Origin of the sequence: Cupriavidus plantarum (assembly GCF_905397285.1) — a bacterium.
Taxonomy (GTDB): domain Bacteria; phylum Pseudomonadota; class Gammaproteobacteria; order Burkholderiales; family Burkholderiaceae; genus Cupriavidus; species Cupriavidus plantarum.
This window is the reverse complement of record NZ_CAJPUX010000005.1, coordinates 260546-280949: the sequence shown is the minus strand read 5'-3', so window position 1 is coordinate 280949 and position 20404 is coordinate 260546. Positions and strand designations below refer to the sequence as shown.

Below are 20404 nucleotides of genomic sequence, written 5' to 3'. Positions count from 1 at the left end.
GTTCATGGCATTCACCGACGATCTGCGCAAATGGGCGCGGCGCGTCAAGCGCGACGGCGTCACGCTATGGTTCGCCTGCCGCCATCCGGACACGCCGATCTGGACCAAGGCGCTCTGCATGGTTGTCGTCGCCTACGCGCTGAGTCCGATCGACCTCGTGCCGGACTTCATCCCGGTGCTCGGCTACCTCGACGATGTCCTGCTGCTACCCGGCCTGATCTGGCTCGCCATCCGGCTGATGCCCGCCGGCGTGCTCGCCGCAAGCCGTGCGCGGGCGGAGGCGTGGCTCGACGCGAAGCGCGCGAAGCCGACGAGTGCGTGGGGCATCGTGCTGGTCCTCGGCATCTGGATCGCCGTGGCGTACGGCGCATGGGTCTTGCTGCGTTAGCGCAGCGAGCGGCCCGCGACAGACCCCAAAACTTCAGACCCCTCAGCGCAACGGAACGATGATCATCGCGTCGCGGAAGGATTCACTTCGGCTTACGTCGGGGTCATGCCAAGGTGTGATAGCGCTACGCGATTCGCGCGATGCTGGCTGCTCTTATGTGCAAGGGCGTTCGCGCCGTCGAGCCGATACCATGCTTATCCATTGCCAACCGCCCGCATGCGTACAACGATGACCATCCTCCACGCATTCATCGAAGCCAGCCGCCGCTATCTGGACCTGACCGTCATGAGCCCGGTCGCAGCCGCCGCGCCCTCCGCGCACGCGGTACCATTGGCGGACTTTTCAACGTCATGGGCCGGGCAGGGCAGTGAACTGGGACGATACTCGAATCTTTCTGGCGCTCCAGCGCGAGGGAACGCTCCGTAGCGCCGCGCGCGTGGCCGGGGTGGATCAGGCCACGGTAGGGCGCCGGCTCGCGGCGCTCGAGCACGCGCTTGGCGCCACGCTGTTCCTGCGGACGTCGGAGGGCTATGTGCTCACACCCGCTGGCGAAAACGTCTTGCGGTCGGCCGAGAAGATGGAGAGGTGGGCCAACGAACTCATCAGGCAGGCGCAGGGCGCCGACACCCGGCTTGCCGGCGAAGTGAAGGTGACCACGACCGATACGCTGGCGCTGGAATTCGTCATCCCCGCGATCTCGCGGCTCCATGCGGAGCATCCGAACGTCGAGGTGCGGCTCAACACTTCCACGCAGATGCTGAACCTCGCGCGGCGCGAGGCCGATATCGCGATCCGCAACCGCAAGCCCGACAACCCTGACCTGATCGCGCGCCGCCTCGCGCGCTGGGCGGTCGGTCTTTACGCGTCGCCCGCGTATCTCGCCGAACGGGGCGAGCCCACGCCCGGTGACGGGTTTGCGGGCCATGACCTCGTCATGTTCCAGTCGCATCCGACGGCCGCCATCCAGCAAACGCTCGTCGGGCTGCCTACCGAGGGCGGCCGCCTTGCCGCGGCCGTGAACTCCAGCCTGATGCTGCGCGCGCTCATCCGCATGGGCCGCGCGATCGGGGAGGTGCCCGTGCCGTTGGCCGAGCGCGATGGCCTCGTGCGGATCTGGCCCGACCGCGAACGCACGCCGCCGTATGAAGTGTGGCTCGTCACGCATCAGGACCTGCGGCATACCGCGCGCATTCGCGCGATGATCGACAAGATCGTGGAGATGTTCGAGGCCTGAACGCGTGTGACCGATGCCTGCGGCCGGGATCGGTAGTGCGGGTATTTTGCTTGCATTTTGCAGGCGGAGCGATGCATTTCTGCATCATCGAAACCGCCCCTTGCCGTACTACCATTCGGAGCATGTCATCCATCGACGGTGCTCCCGTAATGAAAGCCATCCTCTTCGACACGTTCGGCGACGCCGACGTCCTTCAGCTCGGCGACGCGCCGGTCCCGGAAGTCCGCCCCAGCGACCTGCTGGTCCGCGTCCACGCCGCCGGCGTCAACCGCGCGGACCTGCTCCATCGCAAGGGTGCCTATGGCCGCGCGGACTTCGGCGACTCCGCGATCATGGGTCTGGAGATCGCGGGCGAAGTCATCGAGGTGGGCCCGGAAGCGCAGGGCTACCGCGTCGGCGATCGCGTGATGGGCGTCGTCGGCGGTGGCGCCTATGCGGAGGTCGCGCGCATCGACTGGCGCATGGCCATGCCGATTCCCGCGGGCCTCGACGACGTCCAAGCCGCCGCGATCCCCGAAGTCTTCGTCACCGCGCATGAAGCCCTGCTGCATCTTGGCGGCCTGACGGATGGCGGTACCGCTCTGGTGCATGCCGGCGCCAGTGGCGTGGGCTCGGCCGCCATCCAGCTTGCCCGCGCATCGGGCGCGACGGTATTCGCGACGGCCGACGCGGCGAAACACGACCGCGTGAAGCAGTTCGGCGCCGACCACGTGATCGACTACCGCAGCGAAGATTTCGCGGCGGTCATCGCCGACAGGACCGGTCAGCGCGGCGTCGACGTGGTCATCGATTTCATCGGGGCGCCGTATTTCGCGAAGAACATCGCCGCGCTCGCCCATGGCGGCCGGCTCATACAGGTCGGCCTGCTCGGCGGCGGCGGCGAGGTTGGGGTGAAGCTGGAGGACATTCTCTATCGCCATCTGCGGATCATCGGCACGGTCATGAAATCCCGCACGCCAGCGGAGAAACATGCGATGACGCGACGCTTCCGCGACCACTGGCTCGATCGCTTCGCGCGGGGCACGGACCTGACGCCCATCGTCGACAGCACGTTCCCCCTGGCGCGGGCCGCGGACGCCCATCGACGCATGGAGTCGTCCGCCAACGTCGGCAAGATCATCCTGACGATCGGCGGCAAAGACTAAATCGCCAGCCGATCCGCGAAGGTACCCGAGATACCGATGCAGGAGACTGAAATCCAGCAACGACATTTGCCGGTTCACTTTCACTCATTGGAGCCATGACCATGACCACCGTCCGCAAAGACCTCATCCTCTCGCAAAGCGCCTTCAGCCACGTCGTCGATGTCGACGTCAGCCAGATCGACATCGCGCAGTGGCTGTTCTCGCTGCCCGATGCCGAATATCAGCGGTACGCGCCGCCGGACCACATCGCCGCCGGCGCCACGTGGACCGACGATGGCCGCCGCATGTCGATCAACGTCGAAATGATCGGCACGGGCCTCGTGGTGCAGCACTACGTCGGCGAGGTCACCGATCCGCAGTACTGCAAGATGGTGTCGATCTCGGACGTCTTCACGCCCCACGGCCGCACGAAGGTGCAGGTCATCTGGGAACTGAGCGCGAAGGGCCTGCCCGATGGCCGGACCGAGTACACGAACGCGGTGACGTCGCATCCGACGGACGATTTCCTGGCGTTCATCGAGAAGAACGGCCTGACGTTCGAACAGGCCGCGCGCGATCGCCAGGCCGCGTCGGGCGACCACAACCGCCGCGAGACGCCGCTGTTCGCGGAGAGCATCGCGCGCGCCGCCCGCGCGAAGCTTACCGCTTAAGTTCGTCCGCCTTGCCGGCGCAGGCGCGCACCCACGCGATCGCGCGCGCCAGATGCGGAGACGTATCGCCAGCGCGATAGCTCATGATCACCGGCGACAGGAAGCCCGGCGCCTGGATAGGGACGTACCGCACGTCGTCGCGATGCAGACGCTGCACCGACGACGGCACCAGCGTCACGCCGAGGCCGGCGGCGACGAGGCCCAGCGCCGTTTGCAGTTCGTTGGCCTCCTGCACGACGCGCGGCTGCAGCCCCTGTGCGCGGAAGAGCGACAGCACGTGGTCGGCATAGCTAGGCCGCGGCCGGGCGGGATAGAGGATCAGCGGCTGGCGCGCGAGGTCCCCGGCGGTGAAAGCGGCATCCGGTGGCGCCGAGGAGATCGGCATGGCCGCGACCAGCGCCTCGGACATGACGACCTGCTGCAGGATGGCGGCATCCGTGAAGGTCAGCCGCCCGAAAGCCAGGTCGATGCGCCCGGATTTGAGCGCCTCCATCTGCTGGACCGTGATCATCTCGGTGAGTCCCACTTCCACCTCGCCATCGTTGCCGTCCATCCGGTTCTCGCGCAGTTCCCGGATCAGCTCCGGCAGCACGCCATAGAGCACCGATGGGACGAATCCGATGTTGAACCATCGCTTCTCGTTGCGGCCGATGCGCCGCGTGCCTTCCAGCGTTTCCTCGAGCCGCTGCGTCAGTTGCAGCGACTGGTCCAGCAGGAAGCGCCCAGCCTCGGTCAGCCTGAGCCCGCGCGCCACGCGATCGAACAGCGCCACGCCCACTTCCTCCTCGAATTGCCGGATCTGCCGCGATAAGGGCGGCTGCGCCATATGCAGTTTCTCGGCCGCGCGTGTGACGTTGAGTTCCTGCGCGACGGTCTGGAAATATCGAAGGTGGCGGAGTTCCATGGTGGGGCGCGGCATGCCGAGGCATACCTTATGGGTATGAATCGAGACATCTTCGGTCTTGGACGGCCGTGACGTCAAGGTCCATACTCGGCCCAACGCTCGAATTCGCATGGAGAAGGTATGACAGCAACCATCGTTGCGGTGGAGGCGATCCTCGTCGATCTGCCCACGATCCGCGCCCACCAGCTGGCCATGGCCACGATGCAGCAACAGACGCTGGTCATCGTCCGCCTGCGCTGCAGCGACGGCGTGGAAGGCATCGGCGAGGCCACGACCATCGGCGGCCTGTCGTACGGCGAGGAAAGCCCGGAAGGCATCAAGCTGACCATCGACACTTACCTGGCGCCCGCGCTCATGGGGCAGGACGCCGCCAACGTGCATGGCGCGATGGCGCGGCTCAACAAGGTCGCGCGCGGCAATCGCTTCGCCAAGTCGGCGCTCGAGTCCGCGATGCTCGACGCGCAGGGCAAGCGCCTCGGCGTGCCGGTGGCCACGCTGCTCGGCGGCGCTGTGCGCGAGACCCTGCCCGTGCTATGGACGCTGGCGAGCGGCGACACCGGGCGCGATATCGAGGAGGCAGAGCGCTTCCTGGAGGCGCGCCGCCACAACACCTTCAAGCTCAAGATCGGCCGCCGCGGCGTGCGCGACGACGTGGCTCACGTCTCGGCCATCAAGCGCGCCCTGGGCGACCGGGCGCGCGTGACGGTCGACGTCAACCAGGCGTGGAACGAAGCGGAAGCGGCCACCGGCATCGCCGCGCTCGAAGCCGCGGGCATCGACCTAATCGAGCAGCCGACGCCGCGCGAACACCGCGCGGCGCTGGCGCGACTCGCCGCGCGGTTCGTCGTGCCGATCATGGCCGACGAAGCCGTGACGGGCCCCGAAGACGCCATGGAACTCGCGCGCCTCGGCGCGGCCGATGTATTTGCGCTGAAGATCGCCAAGTCCGGCGGCATTTTTGGCATGCTGCGGACTGCGGCGGTCGGCGACGCGGCCGGTATCGCGCTCTATGGCGGCACGATGCTGGAAGGCGCCGTCGGGACCATCGCCGCGGCGCATGGCTTCTGCACGCTGCCGCAGCTGGCATGGGGCACCGAGCTGTTCGGCCCGCTGCTGGTGAAGGACGACATCGTGACCGAACGTCCGGTGTTCAAGGACTTTTCGCTGCATCTGCCGCAGGGGCCGGGGCTGGGACTCGCGATCGACGAGGACAAGCTCGCGCACTATCGTCGCAAGGCCTGACCTAACAACCCAAGGAGACACGACTCATGCTGTTCCTCGTCAGGATGGATGTCCAGGTGCCGCAGCACCTGCCCGCCGAAACGTTCGACGCGATCAAGGCGCGCGAGAAGGCTTACGCGGAGGACCTGCAGCGCCAGGGCAAGTGGCAGGCCTTGTATCGCGTGGTGGGCGAGTATGCCAACTACAGCGTGTTCGACGTGGAGTCGAACGACGAACTGCACACGCTGCTGTCGGGGCTGCCATTGTTTCCCTACATGAAGCTGCACGTCACGCCGCTGGCGAAGCACCCATCGTCGATTCGCTGAGTCTCGACATCCCAGAAGAATTACGGAGACCCACCATGAAGTCCCTGCCGCAACGATCGGCACGCCGGCTTGCGCCTGTCGTACCCTTCGCGATGGTCGCATCGGCGATATTCTCCACGGCGGCGCATGCCGCCTACCCGGACCACCCCATCCGCTGGATCGTCCCGTTCCCCGCGGGCGGCGCGATGGACAACATCGCGCGGACGCTGGGCGAAGACATGTCGAAGTCGCTGGGGCAGGCCATCGTGGTGGAAAACCGGCCGGGCGCCGGCGGCAACATCGGCGCGGAACTCGTGGCGCGCTCGCCGGCGGACGGTTATACGCTCATCATCGTCGCCAACGGCATGGCGGTGAATCCCGCGCTGTACGGCAAGCTCAGCTACGACCCGGTCAAGGACTTCGCGCCGGTGTCGCTGCTCGCGGTGGTGCCGAACGTGCTGGTCGCCAACAAGGCGAAGAATCCGCAGAAGACCGTTGCCGAGGTCATCGCCAGCGCGAAGGCCAGGCCCGGCAAATACACGTATGCCTCGGCGGGCAACGGCACGTCGATCCATCTGGCCGGCGAGTTGTTCACGTCGATGGCCCATGTGGACCTGCTGCACATCCCCTACAAGGGATCGGGTCCCGCCATGACCGATCTGCTGGGCGGTCAGGTGGACTACATGTTCGACAGCATCACGTCGGCCAAGCCCCATATCGACAGCGGCAAGCTGACGCCGATCGCCGTGACGACGAGCGTGCGGTCGTCCGCGCTGCCGAACGTGCCGACGGTGGCGGAGGCCGGCGTGCCGGGCTATGAATTGTCGCCATGGTTCGCCACTTTCGTCCCCGCGAAGACACCGCAGGCCGTCATCGATACGCTGAACCGCGCAATGGTCGAATCGCTGAAGAAGCCTGCCGTGCAGCAGCGGCTTGCCGGTATCGGCGCGGAGCCGATCGGCAGTACCCCCGCGCAACTCAAGGACCATCTGGCGAAGGAAACCGCCAAGTGGGGCGCGCTGATCCGCGAGCGGGGCATCCATGCCGATTGAGCCCACGCGGCAGTTGCATTACGTCATCGAGGGCGATGCGCGCAAGCCGGTCCTCGTCATGTCGAACTCGCTCGGCACCACGCTCGAGATGTGGAATCCGCAGATGGCGGCGCTGACGCGGCACTTTCGCGTGCTGCGTTATGACACGCGCGGGCATGGGCGTTCCGCATTGCCTTCCTCCTCGTTCGGCATGGCGGAGCTCGCTTCCGACGTAGTAGCCATCATGGATCACGCGGACATCGGCCGCGCGCATTTCTGTGGCTTGTCGATGGGCGGCATGACGGGCATGTTCCTCGCCCGCCATCATGCCGCGCGCTTCGGCCGCTTCGTGCTGGCCAACACGGCGGCGCTGATCGGGCCAGCATCGGTCTGGGATACGCGCATCGGCACCGTGCGGCGCGACGGTATGCGCGCGATCGTCGATGGCGTCCTCGCGCGGTGGTTCACCGAGCCCTATCTGCGCGCGCATGAGGACGAGATCGCTCCCGTGCGGCAAATGCTCATCGCGGCCAATGCCGACGGCTATGCGGCCAACTGCGCTGCCGTGCGCGATGCCGACCTCCGTGACCTGCTGCCCGCCATTGCGGCGCCGGTACTTGTCATCGCCGGGGAGCAGGACCTTGCCACGACCGCGGCGCAGGGGCGCGAGGCCGCGGAGGCCATTCCCGGGGCGCGCTATGCTGCACTGCCTGCCGCGCACCTGTCGAACTGGGAGTTGCCAGAGGCGTTTGGGGACCTCGTCATCGCGTTCCTGGGCCACTGAGGCAAAAAAAATCGGGCAGCCCCACGCTGCCCGTTTCCTCATCGCCTCCTTTCGCTTATCCAGCGCTCGCGGTCATCGGTCGCTGTTCTTCCCGATACTGCTTGCGCAGTTCCTCGGTCGTCGTGCCGCCGCCATTCGGCGCCCAGCCGGGGGGCATGGTCAGGTAGCCGATGGCGTCCAGCACGTTGCCCGAATCCTTCATGTCCTTGCCCAGGCTGATCCAGTGTTCGAACTGGTTCACGAGCGGGTTGTGCGTCGTGGTCGGATGCACGAGGCCGAAGCGGCAGGGTTCGTCTTCACGCTCTTCCACGTAGGTACCGAACAGGCGATCGAAGAGGATCAGGACGCCGCCGTAGTTGGCATCGAGGTAGTCCACGTTGGACGCATGGTGCACGCGGTGTGCGGACGGGGTGTTGAACACATATTCGAGCCAGCCGAGCTTCGGGATCCACGTGGTGTGCAGCCAGAACTGGTAGAGCAGGTTCAGGCTCAGCGTGGCCAGTACCACTTCCGGGCGGACACCGAGGAACACCAGCGGGGCGAAGAAGACCGCCGTGCCCGTGATCTTGCCGGTCCAGCCGAGACGGTACGCGGTGCCGAGCGTCAGTTCATTGGGGGAGTGGTGCACGGCGTGCGTGGCCCAGAAGAAGCGGATGCGGTGCGAGGCGCGGTGGTACCAGTAGTAGCAGAACTCCTGGCCGATGAAGAGCAGCAGCACCGCGAGCGCGCTGTTGATCTCCACCGTGAAAAGCCGGTGCTGCCAGGCGAACGCGAAGATCGGCGTGGCGAGCGAGAGCGGCAGGAAGGCCATGAGCTTGCGGCCGATCATGTCGGCGAGCGACAGGCCCATCTCGTGCCACGGATACTGGCGACCCTCGCGGCGTGCCTTGCGTGCCAGGAAGAATGCCTCGACGAACGAGGCCGCCACGACGATGCCCGTGACGAAAAATGCGATGTAGTGAAGGTTTTCCATGATGCCCCCTTGCTGTCTTTGGATCGATGTGCGGTTGGATCGGTGACGTGTGTGCGTCGGTGAACCCAATGTAGAGGGCGATCGTGGCCGGGGCTATCTGGCAATTATGTCGCCCGATGTCATGCCGACGCCCTGTAACGCCGCGACATATCTCGGTCTCCACGCGCTGACGTTTCGCATGACGTTTCGCATGAGGGTGCGCGCCAAACGCCACCCGAAGGGCGCCACGGCATCGGGGCATGGCGTGTTTTTGCGTCCGCATGCGCGATAATGGCTGCTCGTTCATCGACAAGCCCACTTTGCTCATGCCCGCTTCCTCACCCGCCAAGGTCGCCGGCACCGCCGCGTTCTCCAAGTTCATGGTGGTGCTGCAGCAGGTCGCCGATGCCGAGGAACCCGTCACCATCGCCTCGCTCGCGCGCGACGGCGATTTTCCGCGGCCCACGGTGTATCGCATCGTGGCGGCGCTGGTTGCCGAGGGCATGCTGCGGGAGAATCCGCGCGACAACACCTTGTCGCTGGGGCCGCGGCTGATGCAGCTCGCGAGCCGCAGCTGGTCGCGGTCGGATTTGCGCGTGGCGGCGGTGGACGCGCTGAAGACGTTGCGCGACGTCACGGGCGAGACCGTGCATCTTGCGGTGCCGAACGGCAACACGATGATCTACATCGAGAAGCTCGAAAGCCCGAGCGCGGTACGCATGGCGTCGCGCATCGGCACGTCGGTGTCGATGCATTCGACCGCGGTAGGGAAAGCGTATCTCTTCGCCTTGCCTTCCGACGCGCTGGACGCGCTGATCCCGCAGTTGGAGTTCCGGCGCTATATGCCGAATTCCATCGGCGACGCCGACACGCTGCGCGCGCAACTGGAGGCGTTCCGTTCGCGGGGGTGGTCGGTGGACGACGAAGAGAACGAAGCGGGCATCCACTGCTTCGGCGCCCCGATCCTCGACGCCCACGGCCACCCGATCGCGGCGGTCAGCGTCAGCACGCTGCGCTTCCGCCAGAAAGAGGATCCCGTCGCGGCTTATGTCACGCCGTTGATGGCGGCTTGCCGGGAGATTGGCGCGCGGGTGGCGGAAACGCCCGCACTGGCCGGCGGCCGGGATGTGTGAAGCGGCCCCTCTGTTAACTCACCATATACCCCCCATCCACCGGCAGTATCACCCCAGTAATAAATCCCGCCGCTGGCGCACACAAGAACGCCACGGCCTGCGCGATGTCCTCGGGCGTGCCCCATCGCGCCAACGCGGTCCGCTGCAGAATCGGCCCCGCCCGCGAGGGATCGTCCTGCAAGGCCTGCGTCAGCGGCGTCGCGATCCACCCGGGCGCCACGGCGTTCACCCGGATGCCCTCCGCCGCATAGGCCAGCGCCAGCGACTTCGTCAGTTGCGCGACCCCGCCCTTGCTCGCGGCATACCCGGGCACCAGCGAGCCGCCAAAGAAGCTGAGCATCGACGCCGTGTTGACGATCACGCCCTTGCGCGCGGCCAGTAGCGGCCGCGCCGCGGAGCAGACACGCATCGTGCCCGTTAGGTTCACGTCGAGCACTTGCGCGAAGACATCGACATCGTGCTCCGCCCCACGCCGGATGATCCCGGCGCAGTTGACCACGATATCGAGCCCATCGAACCCGCCCACCAGCGCGGCGACATCCGCATCCTTGCTGACATCGGCGATCTGGATATCGACCGCGCCATCGAGCGACCCGTCGCCACGATCGATGCCCGCGGCCGTCACGCGGGCCCCCAGGCTGGCGAGCCGGTTGGCCACGCCAGCGCCAATGCCCTGCGTGGCCCCCGTGACCAACGCGCGCTTCCCGGCGAACAGATTGGCTTCAAACGTCATGGATTCAATCCCAGCCTGGCGATCAACGCCTTGAAATACGCATCGTCCTTCGCAATCGCCGCGCGGAATTCGTCCTGGTCCGCGTAGGCAAAGCCAAGGTTCTGCTTGTCCATCATCTCCCGCAATGCCGGTTCCGCCGCCGTCTTCGCCGCCGCCGTCCGCAATACGCTGATGACCTCGGGCGGCGTTCCCTTCGGCGCCCCGATGCCGCGCCACGTGCCGATCGACAAATCGACCTTGCGCTCCTTGAGGGTGGGCACGTTCTCGAAGCCCTTCACACGCTGGTCCGCCATCACCGCCAGCGTCTTGAGCTTGCCCGCGGAAACATAGGCATAGACCTCCGCGGGGCTGACCGTTACCGCATCGATATGCCCGCCGAGCAGGGCCAGCACCGCCGGATTGCCTCCCTGGAAAGGAATATGGTTGAACTTGGTCCCCGTCTTGTCCTCGAGCGCCGCGGCGGCCAGATGCCAGATCGACCCGTTGCCCGCATTGCCCACGCGCATCCCGCCCGGATTCTTGCGCGCCGCATCGAGGAACTGCTCGACCGTGGTGTAGGGGGAATCGCTACGCACCGTAATCGCCGACGGATCGGCGTTCAGCCGGGCCACCGGCATGAAGTTCTCGTATGTCAGCTTGGTGAGCCCCAGATGCGGGACGATCGTCAGGTCGGCCGTCAGCAGCGACAGCTTGTAGCCATCGGCCTTCGCATTCGCCACATCGGCCCAGCCGATCGAGCCGCTCGCGCCGGGCTTGTTCACGACGATCACACTCTGCGGCAGATGCTTGCGCGCCGATTCGGCAAACGCGCGCGCGAGCGCATCGGTGCCGCCGCCGGCCTGGAACGGCACGACGAGCTCGACGCTGTGCGTGGGATAGCTTTGCGCATGCGCAACCGGGACGGCAAGGCAGGCAGCGGTCAGCGCAATGCCGCAACCTAGGCGGAACGCGAGGGGTTTCATGAGGCGTGTCTCCTGTCTGATCTTGTGCGGCCTGGTGTGGGCCATGGCTTCTGGGTACTGCGACATCAATAGGTGGCGCGACCTCCCGAGAGGTCGAACACCGCGCCGGTGTTGAACGAGCACGAGGCCGAACAGAGCCACAGCACCATCTCGGCCACCTCGGACGGCTCGCCGAGCCGATGCATCGGGCTCTTGTCGATCATGGTCTGCACGTGCGCGGGCGACATCTGCCCGAGCAGGCGCGTGCGGACCGCCGCGGGCGCGATGGCGTTGACGAGCACGCCCTCCATCGCCAGCTCCTTGCCAAGCGACTTGGTCAGCGCGAGCACGCCCGCCTTGGCCGCGCTATACGCCGACGCGTTGGGCGTGCCTTCCTTGCCCGCGAGCGAGGCGATGTTCACGATGCGTCCGTAGCGGGCCTCGCGCATCGCGGGCACCACCGCCTGGCAGGCATGGAAGACGCCGACGAGGTCGATGTCGACGATGCGCTGCCATTCGGCGGGGTCGTACGCATCGAGCGGCACGGTCGGCCCCGCGTAGCCCGCGTTGTTGACGAGGCAGTCGATGCGCCCCCATCGTCCGAGCGCCGCGGCGGCCGCGGCGCGCAGCGTGTCGGGCCGGGTGACGTCGACGGCGCTGAACAGGCCATCGCCGATCTCGCCCCGGCGCGCATCCGGCAGGTCCCACACGATGGCGGTCGCGCCATGCGCGCGCAATTGCGCCACGATCTCCGCGCCGATGCCCGCCGCGCCGCCCGTGACCACGGCCACGGTGCCGGAGAAGTCGTACCGCGCGAGCGGCCCGCGTTGCACCGCGCTCATCGAATGAACTGGTCGGCGTAATCCGCGCCGAGGCCCACGGCCTCGAAATGCTTGCGGCACATCTCGATCTTCGTGAACACGTCCTCGTAACCCATGCCCTTGCCCCAGGGATCCGTGTAGTACATGACGCCGTTGACCTGGAAGTACGTGATCATCTCCTCGACGTCGGGCGGCACGTACAGCGTGTGCGTTTCGCCGGGCGGCTCGAACACGTAGCTGCCTTCCACCGCCTCCCAGTCATGCTCGAGATACTTCCAGCGTCCCTTGAGCACGAAGCCATGCACGGCCTGCGGATGGCGATGGCGGCTCAGCACGCCGGACTTGCGCACACGCAGCAGATTCATCCAGTAGCCCTGGCTGCGGTTGAGGCACAGCGGCCGGAACCATACGTTCTCCGCCTGCGGCACCCACAGGCGTTCGTCGGTCGGAATGGCTTGCGGCACGACGATTTCGGGCAGGGCGTCGGGCGGATTGGGGTACTGGTAGGGGGTCAGCGGTTCGGCGTCGGGTCGTTCGAGAGGCATGGGGAAGCTTCCGATGTGTCCATATTATGGAATTGCAAACTACAATATGGACTTATTTTAGGGGTGGACGGTACCCCCTGTGGAATAGGACTTTCCCTAGCGGAATCCCATGCGCCGCGCGCGGAAGCCGGGGCCGCCGACGATGGCAAGTCGCGACGGATCGCAGCTTTTTGTGGCGGGCGGCCGCCAGTCGTCATACATTTTCTGCGTAGTCAGAAAAATAAGCGCGGAATCGCCAAGGCACGAAGGGGGTGTACTGTGACGTTTCATGCCATTTCGGACACAGAGAACGACGGATTTGTCCTTGCCGTGGACGACGATGCCGCCATGCGAAGGGCGCTCGCCAACCTGTTTCGCTCCGTCGGACTTCGCTACGAGACCTTGTCCTCCGCCGAGGAACTGCTGGCGCTGACACCGCCGGACGGGCCGACCTGCCTCGTGCTCGATGTGCGGCTGCGGGGCATCAGCGGTCTGGAGATCCAGGCGCGGCTGCGCCAGCGCCAGCATCCGATCCCGATCATCTTCATTTCCGGCTATGCCGATTTTGCGATGGGCGTGGCCGGCATGAAGGGCGGCGCCTGCGATTTCATCGCCAAGCCGTTTCGCGACCAGGAGTTGCTGGACGCGGTGCATCGCGCGCTCGACGTGGATCGCAAACGCCGCGCGGCCGAGTCTCGCGTGCGCGCGCTGCGGGCGCGGTTCGCGCAGTTGTCGCCGCGCGAACAGGAGGTGATGTCGCTCGCCACCGCGGGTTTGCTCAACAAGCAGGTAGCCAGCGCGATCGGGATCACCGAGGCCACGGTCAAGATCCACCGTGGGCAGGTCATGCGCAAGATGCAGGCCGATTCGTTCGCCGAACTCGTCACGATGGCCGACGCGCTCGCCGTCCGACGCGCGCGCGCGCTGACCGCATGACACTCGTGCACGCCCCTGTCGCGCTCTGGGCCGCGGTCGGCATCGCGATCGTACTGTCCGCGGTGGCCTGCGTGCTGGGGATGCGGTTGCGCGCGATGCGGCGCGAGGTGCGACGCCAGCGCGCCGCGTTCGCGCGGCTGCAGGACATGCTCGCACATGTCAGCCGGCTGTCCACGCTCGGCGAGATGGCGGCATCGATCGCGCACGAACTGAGGCAGCCGCTGGCGGCCATCTCGCTCGATGCGGATGCATCGCTGCGATGGCTGTCGCACGAGGCGGTAAACCTGAAGGAGGTATCGGACGGCGTCGAGCGAATACGCGACGAAGCGCTGCGCGCCGAGCGCGTGGTGCGCGGACTGCGCGCGCTGAGCCTGCGCTCGTGCCGCGAGGTCGAGCCGCTGTCGCTGCAGTCGGCGTGGGAGGAGACCCTGCCGCTGGTGCCGCTATCGCGGTTGTCGCACGTCGGGCGCATGGACGTGGATATCGATCCATCGCTGCCCGACGTGCTGGCGGATCGGGTGCAAATCCAGCAGGTCATGCTGAATCTGCTCACCAATGCGCTGCAGGCGGTCGCGTCGTCGGTGCCGTCGCCCGCCGTCGGGGATACCCCGCAGGCGGCGATGCGCACCGGACATCTGCGCGTACGCGCCTACCGGTCCGCGGAGGATGAACCCGAAGGACCGGTGTGGTTCGAGATTGCCGACAATGGCGCCGGCATCGATCCGCGGCATCTGTCGCGGGTCTTCGAACCGTTTTTCACGACGCGTCCCGATGGCATGGGCATGGGTCTGGTCATCTGCCAGCGTCTGGTCGAAGCGCACGGCGGCGCAATGACCATTCGCTCGCGCGACGGCTGGACCACGGTCGCGTTTTCCTTACCCGCGTTGCCACGCGACCCGTCGAACCCCTCGGGGAACGCGTCCGGTGACAAGGACGGGGAGCCATTTCTGGCTCAGCCTGCCTTGTTGTCGCTGCCCGAAGCCTTGCGGGCTTCCTGCAGTTCGTGCTGCAGCTGAACCTGCTGCACTTGCTGCTGATGCGCGTAGGCGCGGGCACGCTCGATCACGGTCCAGTCGGGGCCGGCGAAAGCGGAAACGGAAGAGACGAGGGCGGCAGTGCCGGCGAGAGCAAGAAGTACGCGTTTCATTTTCAACTCCAGATGGGTGGTTAAGACGCAGTGTTTGTAAGTCACGGCTTAAGAATGGTCGCTGGCGTCTATTGGGTCAAAGACCCATTTCCAATTCCCGTCATAGGTTGAGCCAATAGTTGGCGAGCGTGCCGGACGCGAAGATACCGGCCCCCCGGTCGTGGGGTTTCCGTGTCGTCACCGAAGTATCCAAAACGCCAGATGCGTGGTCGGTCAGGGCCGCGCGCCGTTCCGTCCGCTCTTGAGGTCCGCCGTCTTTTGCTTCCACGCGGAGAACACGCCGTCGAGGCAATCGAGGGTGGTACAGGCATCGCGCTGCCGCCGGAACGCCGCGACATCGTTCCCGTCGATCTTTTTCTCGCGCAGCAGCCGCTGCTGATCCGCGAAGATCCGGCGATATCCCATCGACAGCAGCGCGTGATCGCAGATCAGCCGCTCCGCGGCCGACGCGGTGCCGCGCGTGGCGGGGTCGCACGTGATGTCGATGCCCTGGGATGGCGATGGGGATTGGGCGAGGGCGATAGTCGGGGCCAAAAGCAGGGCGGCGGCAGTCAGGAACAGCTTGAACGTCATGCGGGGAGGGAGAAGGGAAGGCGCGCGGCAATGATAGCCCGACCCGGACGGCGCTTCATTTGCAAATCGTCCTTGACGGAAAAATAGATGGCATCTACCATCTAAATAAGATGGTCAGCGACCACAAACATTGGAGCGCACATGAGGAAGTCGAAAGCCGAAACCGCGGAAACGCGCCGGCGCATCGTCGAGCAGGCTGCCCGGACGTTCCGGCTGCATGGCATTCAGGCTACCGGGCTGAACGACGTGATGACGCCGCTGGGGCTCACGCAGGGCGGTTTCTACCGGCACTTCACGTCGAAGGACCAACTCGTGGCGGAGGCCTGCACGCAGGCCATGAGCGAAGTCATCGCGGGGCTGGAAGCGGCGGCGGACAAGAAAGGGACAGGCGGGAAGAGGGCAAACAGCGTCGCGCCGATGATCGATGCGTACACGATGATCGATGCGTACATATCGACGGCGCACCGCGACACACCGACCGGCGGATGCCCGCTGGCCGCAATGGGCAGCGAACTCGCCCACGCCGACCCGCAGACCCGCAAGGCGGCCGCGCGGGGCTTCGACGATCTGCGCGATGCGCTTGCCAGGCGCCTCGCGGACAAGTCCCCGGAGGAGGCGAAATCCGCCGCGGCGTTCGCGCTCGCGGCAATGATCGGCGCGATCACGATGTCACGCGTCATTGAAGACTCGGACGCTTCAATGGCGCTTCTGGATGATGTCAAACGGCACCTCGCTGCCCTTTGACGCGGTCGGACCCATTCAACAGGCTAAACAACAGGCTAAACAACGGAGCACACCATGGCACAACGCAAGTATCTCATCACCGGCGCGACGGGCAAGACCGGCGTCCATACCATTCGTCATCTGCTGGCGCAGGGCCACGCGGTGCGGGCATTCGTCCATCAGGAAGACGCGCGCAGCGAGGCGCTGCGCGAGCAGGGGGCCGAGATCTTCGTGGGCGATCTGCTCGAGCATGACGACGTGATCCACGCCATGGAGGGCGTGGCCGGCGCCTACCTTTGCTATCCCGTGCGGCCCGGCTACATCCAGGCGACGTCCTACTTCGCCGACGCGGCGAGGCGCGCGGGGGTGGAGGTCGTGGTGGAAATGTCGCAGATTTCCGCGCGAGAAGATTCCAAGAGCCACGCCGCGCGCGACCATTGGATCGCCGAGCGCGTCCTCGACTGGTCGGGCGTCCCGACCGTGCATATCCGCCCGACGTATTTCTCGGAATGGCTGACCTTCCCGTGGGTTCGCGACCCCCTCGTGAACGAGGGCAAGATCACGCTGCCGTACGGCAACGGCCGCCATGCCCCGATTGCCGCCGAAGATCAGGCGCGCTTCATCGCCAGCGTCCTGACCCAGCCGGAAGGCCATATCGGCCGCATCTACTCGCTGTTCGGGCCGGTGGAACTGAACCAGCAGGAAATCGCCGACGAAATCGGCAAGGTGCTGGGCCGCACGATCACCTACGCCCCTTCGACCCTCGAGCAATACCGCGCCCATCTGGAGTCGTACAACCTCCCGGAATTCCTGATCCAGCATTTCCTGGCGACGGCCGTGGACTACCAGAACGGCATCTTCTCCGGTGTCGACGGCGTCATCGCCGAAGTCACCGGCCAGTCCCCCCAAACCGTGGCGGCGTTTGTGCAATCCAACCGGGAGGCATTCGAGGCGTAGCCGAGGATGGGTCACCTGTAAATGGAACTCCTGCGAATCTGCAGGGTCCATTGTTTCGTTCGGTTACAATGCTGTGTCGCAGCAAATCGCCTGCCGTCATTTTTCCTGTCGTCACACCGGCTTTCCTGACCCGTCCGCCCCCCTAACGCCCCCAACGCCCCATGCGTTTTGTCGTCTACCTGCTGGCTGCCTTGTGCCTGTCCGCGCTGTCGTTCTCGGCAGCGGCGAACGTGCGCGCCGACGCGCCGGCGGGGGAGGCCGTCATGCAGGTGGCCGCGCAGTCGGTCGCGCAGGCGGTCGCGCAGTCGGATGCGGTGGCGGCGACAGGATTCTTCGACGATGGTGACGCCGCCGAGCAGGTGATCCTGCCCGGCGACGACCCGCTCGAAGTCGACGACATCTTCGTCGATAACGGGCCGCCGCCCGGCTATTGCAATATCTGGTCCGCCGATCTGCTCGATCCGCTCGACCTGCTCGATGAAATCGAGGAGTCGAGCGCGCTGTTCGTGCTGCCGCCGGTTCCTCCCGTCGAATTCTCCATCGCCACGTACGTGGCCCCTTCCGGTGGCCGGGCTCCCCGCCGCCCCGCGAGCCTGCTCAGGCCGCCTGACCCCGCCGTCTGATGCCTCCCCGGCATCCGCCGTCTGTCCGGTAACGCCCGGACACGGCGGGTCGCATCCTTGCCCCTAGCGCCCGTATGGCGCCATGCTCTCGTCCTGATGCCAAGGCATCCAGGGACGTCATCCGCCGTTGGCGGGCGTGGGGCAACCGTTTCGCTCGATTGCTTTCGACATGAAGAACAAGATAACGCTGACCTGGGCAGCGTCGTTGTCGCTGGTTGCCGCGTCCGCATGGGCACAGCAGCCGGGGGCGGCGACCGCGCCGGCCGCGGTCCGGACACCACCCGCATATACGACCCAATCGGTCACGATTTTCGATCTGCCGCAAGTGCTGGCACTGGCGCAGTCCACCAACAAGGGCGTGGAAGCCGCACAGGCCGGCGTGGACGCCGCGTCCGCGGCCATCCGGTCCGCCGGCGCCTATCCGAACCCGCAGGTCGAGCTGATGTACGGCCGCCTGCAGGGCCGCCAGTCCGATGTCCCCAGCGGCGCCGCACCGACCTACGCCGTGGTGCAGAAGTTCGACTATCCGCAGCAACGCAGCCTGCGCCAGGAAATGGCCGGCCGCGGGCTCGAGGCGTCGCAGGCGCAGCGGCAGGGGTTCCGTTCGGATCTCGCGGCCCGCGTCAAGACGTCATTCTTCCAGGTGCTGCGCCGCGAATCGGAACTCAACTCCGCGCGCCAGGACCTCGAGATGATGCGCCAGATCCATTCGCGCGCACGGCTGCGCGTGGAGGTCGGCGAGGCCCCGCGGTATGAACTGATCAAGGCGGAAACCGAACTCCTCACCGCGCAGAAGAACATGCAGACCGCCGAGCTGCGCGTGGATCAGGCCAAGGCCGGCCTGCGCCAGCAGGTGGGCGGCGGCATGCCCGCGCTGTTCGATGTATCGGGCACGCTCGGCACGTCGCCCACGGTGCCGGCGCTCGGCGTGCTACACGAGACGATGCTGAACAATAACGCCGAACTCACGCAGCGCCGCATGGAACTCGAGCGCGCGCGCCTGGGCGTGGATTACCAGCGCTCGCTGCGCTGGCCCGAAGTCGCCGTGCGCGCGCAGACCGATCGCCAGCCCGACAACAAGGTGACGCAGATTGGCCTGGTCATGACCATTCCGCTCTGGGACCGCCGCAGCGGCCCCGTGGGCGAGGCTACCGCGCAGGCGACGCAGGCGCAGACCGCGCTGGAAGCACGGCAGTTCGAACTGATGCAGGAGCTCGATACCGCCTATCGTCAATACGAGATCACGCAGGCGCAGGTCACGGCGCTGGAGTCCGGCATCGTGCGCGAGGCCGAATCCGCGCTGGGTGTGGCGGAAGCCGCCTACCGCTTCGGCGAGCGCGGCATCCTCGACTTCATCGACGCGCAGCGCGTGCTGCGCAACGCGCGCAACGAACTGATCGCCGCACAGTACGAGATGCAGGTGGCCGCCATCCAGATCGAAAAGCTCATGTCCGCGGCGCCCGGTAGCGTTACCGGCCCCATGCCGTCGTCCATGCCCACGTCCCAGATTCCGAATTGATCATGCGCTCCAATTTCCTTTATTCGTTCACGGCCGCCGCTGTCATGGTGCTTGCGCTGAGCGGCTGCTCCAGGGAGCCCGAGGCGGAAGCCGGACCCGCCAAGCTGCCGCCGGGCCTGGTCCAGCCCGAGCAGAACCTGCTGGCCACGCTCAAGGTCGCGCCCATCGCCACGTCGCCCTTCTCGGAGATGCTGCGCGTGGCCGGCCGCGTCGACTTCGACGAGCAACGCGTCTCGCGCATCGGCGCGAGCGTGACGGGCCGCGTCACGGACCTCTACGCCATTCTCGGGCAGGAAGTGAAGGCGGGCCAGGTGCTCGCGCGGCTGCATAGCAGCGAACTCGGCGCCGTGCAGATGTCGTTCCTGAAGGCGGAAGCCCAGAGCGACCTGCAATCGCGCAACGCCGAACGCGCCCGCCAGTTGTTCGCCGCCGACGTGATCGGCCGCGGCGAACTGCAGCGCCGCGAGAGCGAGTTCGCGATCGCGTCCGCCGAAATGCGCGCCTATCGCGACCAGCTGCGCGTGCTGGGCATGTCGCAGGCCGCCATCGCCACGCTGGCCAAGAGCGGCAGCATCGACTCGTACTCGCCGGTGTATTCGAGCATCAGCGGCACGGTGGTCGAGCGGAACGTCGCGCAGGGCCAGGTCGTGCAGCCCGCGGACGCCCTCTACACCGTGGCGGACCTGTCGCGCGTCTGGGTCGTGGCCGAAGTGCCCGAACAGCAGGCCGCGCAGGTCGCGGAAGGCCAGAGCGTGGATATCGAAGTGCCCTCGCTGGGCAACGGCAACGGCGCCATTACGGGCAAGCTGATCTACGTCGGTCGCATCGTGAACCCGCAGACGCGCACGGTGCTCGTTCGGACCGAGCTCGATAACCGCGAAGGCCGCCTCAAGCCCGCGATGCTCGCGAGCATGCTGATCGCCGGCAAGGCCGTGGAGCAGCTGGTGGTGCCGGAGTCCGCCGTGGTCCGCGACGGTAATGACGAAGGCGTCTATGTGGAGATGCCCAATCACCAGTTCCGCCTGACCAAGGTGAAGCTCGGCGCCGAGAGCGACGGCATGCGCGTGGTGCTCGGCGGCGTGAAGCCGGGCGACCGCGTGGTGGTCGAGGGCGCGTTCCATCTGGACAACGAGCGCAAGCGCCTCGAACAGGGATAAGCC

The 20404-nt window shown here is 66.4% G+C and carries 24 protein-coding genes; 16 read left to right on the top strand and 8 right to left on the bottom strand.

All coding sequences use genetic code 11. The features are described from left to right. The first annotated feature begins 4 nt into the window (after positions 1-4). The 4 genes from KHP16_RS21320 to KHP16_RS21305 all read left to right on the top strand — a co-directional run bounded on the left by KHP16_RS21320 (position 5) and on the right by KHP16_RS21305 (position 3417). Positions 5-388, top strand: a complete 384-nt coding sequence (locus KHP16_RS21320) for a YkvA family protein (RefSeq protein WP_211961075.1) — start codon at positions 5-7, stop codon at positions 386-388. A gap of 367 nt (positions 389-755) precedes the next feature. After that, the gene (locus tag KHP16_RS21315; RefSeq protein ID WP_211961074.1) at positions 756-1622 is read left to right on the top strand and encodes a LysR family transcriptional regulator; all 867 of its coding nucleotides are present in this window, start codon (positions 756-758) and stop codon (positions 1620-1622) included. A 149-nt stretch (positions 1623-1771) separates the two neighbouring features. After that, complete coding sequence (locus KHP16_RS21310; protein ID WP_121492365.1) at positions 1772-2767, top strand: NAD(P)H-quinone oxidoreductase; 996 nt, start codon at positions 1772-1774, stop codon at positions 2765-2767. A gap of 101 nt (positions 2768-2868) precedes the next feature. Further along, positions 2869-3417 (top strand): hypothetical protein, encoded by a 549-nt coding sequence (locus KHP16_RS21305; protein WP_211961073.1) that lies wholly within the window; start codon positions 2869-2871, stop codon positions 3415-3417. Here KHP16_RS21305 and KHP16_RS21300 read toward each other — a convergent pair. After that, positions 3407-4321, bottom strand: a complete 915-nt coding sequence (locus tag KHP16_RS21300; RefSeq protein WP_211961170.1) for a LysR family transcriptional regulator — start codon at positions 4319-4321, stop codon at positions 3407-3409. The genes KHP16_RS21305 and KHP16_RS21300 overlap by 11 nt on opposite strands. A gap of 120 nt (positions 4322-4441) precedes the next feature. On the opposite strand from KHP16_RS21300, the gene KHP16_RS21295 reads away from it, so the two are divergent. From KHP16_RS21295 to pcaD, 4 genes are read left to right on the top strand one after another with little or no spacing between them, the layout of a single operon-like run. Next, on the top strand, positions 4442-5563 hold the full coding sequence (locus KHP16_RS21295) for a muconate/chloromuconate family cycloisomerase (protein ID WP_109583929.1): 1122 nt from the start codon (positions 4442-4444) through the stop codon (positions 5561-5563). 26 nt (positions 5564-5589) lie between these two features. Then, positions 5590-5868 (top strand): muconolactone Delta-isomerase, encoded by a 279-nt coding sequence (gene catC / locus KHP16_RS21290; RefSeq protein WP_109583930.1) that lies wholly within the window; start codon positions 5590-5592, stop codon positions 5866-5868. Between the two features lie 35 nt (positions 5869-5903). After that, positions 5904-6899 (top strand): tripartite tricarboxylate transporter substrate binding protein, encoded by a 996-nt coding sequence (locus KHP16_RS21285; protein WP_109583931.1) that lies wholly within the window; start codon positions 5904-5906, stop codon positions 6897-6899. Then, the gene (gene pcaD, locus KHP16_RS21280) at positions 6889-7662 is read left to right on the top strand and encodes a 3-oxoadipate enol-lactonase (RefSeq protein ID WP_109583932.1); all 774 of its coding nucleotides are present in this window, start codon (positions 6889-6891) and stop codon (positions 7660-7662) included. Before KHP16_RS21285 ends, pcaD begins: the two co-directional genes overlap by 11 nt. A gap of 55 nt (positions 7663-7717) precedes the next feature. Here the strand turns inward: pcaD and KHP16_RS21275 are convergent, their stop codons facing one another. After that, positions 7718-8635 (bottom strand): sterol desaturase family protein, encoded by a 918-nt coding sequence (locus KHP16_RS21275; protein WP_211961072.1) that lies wholly within the window; start codon positions 8633-8635, stop codon positions 7718-7720. A gap of 260 nt (positions 8636-8895) precedes the next feature. Between KHP16_RS21275 and KHP16_RS21270 the strand changes: the two genes are divergently transcribed. Then, positions 8896-9747: an IclR family transcriptional regulator gene (locus KHP16_RS21270; protein WP_342344366.1), complete on the top strand. Its 852-nt coding sequence runs from the start codon at positions 8896-8898 to the stop codon at positions 9745-9747. Between the two features lie 13 nt (positions 9748-9760). On the opposite strand, the gene KHP16_RS21265 is transcribed toward KHP16_RS21270, so the two are convergent. The 4 genes from KHP16_RS21265 to KHP16_RS21250 all read right to left on the bottom strand — a co-directional run bounded on the left by KHP16_RS21265 (position 9761) and on the right by KHP16_RS21250 (position 12787). Next, positions 9761-10480, bottom strand: coding sequence for an SDR family NAD(P)-dependent oxidoreductase (locus KHP16_RS21265; RefSeq protein WP_211961071.1), 720 nt, complete (start codon positions 10478-10480; stop codon positions 9761-9763). Next, positions 10477-11442: a Bug family tripartite tricarboxylate transporter substrate binding protein gene (locus tag KHP16_RS21260; protein ID WP_179594204.1), complete on the bottom strand. Its 966-nt coding sequence runs from the start codon at positions 11440-11442 to the stop codon at positions 10477-10479. The genes KHP16_RS21265 and KHP16_RS21260 overlap by 4 nt, the downstream gene beginning before the upstream one ends. A gap of 65 nt (positions 11443-11507) precedes the next feature. Continuing rightward, positions 11508-12263 (bottom strand): SDR family NAD(P)-dependent oxidoreductase, encoded by a 756-nt coding sequence (locus KHP16_RS21255; protein WP_115954288.1) that lies wholly within the window; start codon positions 12261-12263, stop codon positions 11508-11510. Further along, positions 12260-12787 (bottom strand): 2,4'-dihydroxyacetophenone dioxygenase family protein, encoded by a 528-nt coding sequence (locus KHP16_RS21250; RefSeq protein WP_109583937.1) that lies wholly within the window; start codon positions 12785-12787, stop codon positions 12260-12262. The genes KHP16_RS21255 and KHP16_RS21250 overlap by 4 nt, the downstream gene beginning before the upstream one ends. A 258-nt stretch (positions 12788-13045) precedes the next feature. On the opposite strand from KHP16_RS21250, the gene KHP16_RS21245 reads away from it, so the two are divergent. Together KHP16_RS21245 and KHP16_RS21240 are read left to right on the top strand one after the other, a co-directional pair. After that, positions 13046-13702: a response regulator transcription factor gene (locus KHP16_RS21245; protein WP_280528145.1), complete on the top strand. Its 657-nt coding sequence runs from the start codon at positions 13046-13048 to the stop codon at positions 13700-13702. After that, entirely contained in the window at positions 13699-14718 is a 1020-nt protein-coding gene (locus KHP16_RS21240; RefSeq protein WP_211961069.1) for a sensor histidine kinase, read from the top strand. Before KHP16_RS21245 ends, KHP16_RS21240 begins: the two co-directional genes overlap by 4 nt. Here the strand turns inward: KHP16_RS21240 and KHP16_RS21235 are convergent. Beyond that, positions 14655-14849, bottom strand: a complete 195-nt coding sequence (locus KHP16_RS21235; protein ID WP_146208454.1) for a hypothetical protein — start codon at positions 14847-14849, stop codon at positions 14655-14657. The genes KHP16_RS21240 and KHP16_RS21235 overlap by 64 nt on opposite strands. 213 nt (positions 14850-15062) lie before the next feature. Then, entirely contained in the window at positions 15063-15422 is a 360-nt protein-coding gene (locus KHP16_RS21230; protein ID WP_115954291.1) for a hypothetical protein, read from the bottom strand. Positions 15423-15563: 141 nt separating this feature from the next. Between KHP16_RS21230 and KHP16_RS21225 the strand changes: the two genes are divergently transcribed. The 5 genes from KHP16_RS21225 to KHP16_RS21205 all read left to right on the top strand — a co-directional run bounded on the left by KHP16_RS21225 (position 15564) and on the right by KHP16_RS21205 (position 20401). Continuing rightward, positions 15564-16166 carry a TetR/AcrR family transcriptional regulator gene (locus KHP16_RS21225; RefSeq protein ID WP_211961068.1) on the top strand — a complete coding sequence of 201 codons (603 nt, stop codon included), beginning with the start codon at positions 15564-15566 and terminating at the stop codon, positions 16164-16166. Positions 16167-16220: 54 nt separating this feature from the next. Beyond that, complete coding sequence (locus tag KHP16_RS21220) at positions 16221-17102, top strand: NmrA family NAD(P)-binding protein (protein WP_115954293.1); 882 nt, start codon at positions 16221-16223, stop codon at positions 17100-17102. Between the two features lie 161 nt (positions 17103-17263). Further along, on the top strand, positions 17264-17725 hold the full coding sequence (locus KHP16_RS21215) for an auxiliary protein of the heavy metal cation-transporting efflux system HmyCBA (RefSeq protein WP_109583943.1): 462 nt from the start codon (positions 17264-17266) through the stop codon (positions 17723-17725). Positions 17726-17894: 169 nt separating this feature from the next. Beyond that, positions 17895-19244 carry a TolC family protein gene (locus KHP16_RS21210; protein ID WP_109583944.1) on the top strand — a complete coding sequence of 450 codons (1350 nt, stop codon included), beginning with the start codon at positions 17895-17897 and terminating at the stop codon, positions 19242-19244. A gap of 2 nt (positions 19245-19246) precedes the next feature. Continuing rightward, positions 19247-20401, top strand: coding sequence for an efflux RND transporter periplasmic adaptor subunit (locus tag KHP16_RS21205; protein WP_109583945.1), 1155 nt, complete (start codon positions 19247-19249; stop codon positions 20399-20401). Positions 20402-20404 lie beyond the last annotated feature (3 nt).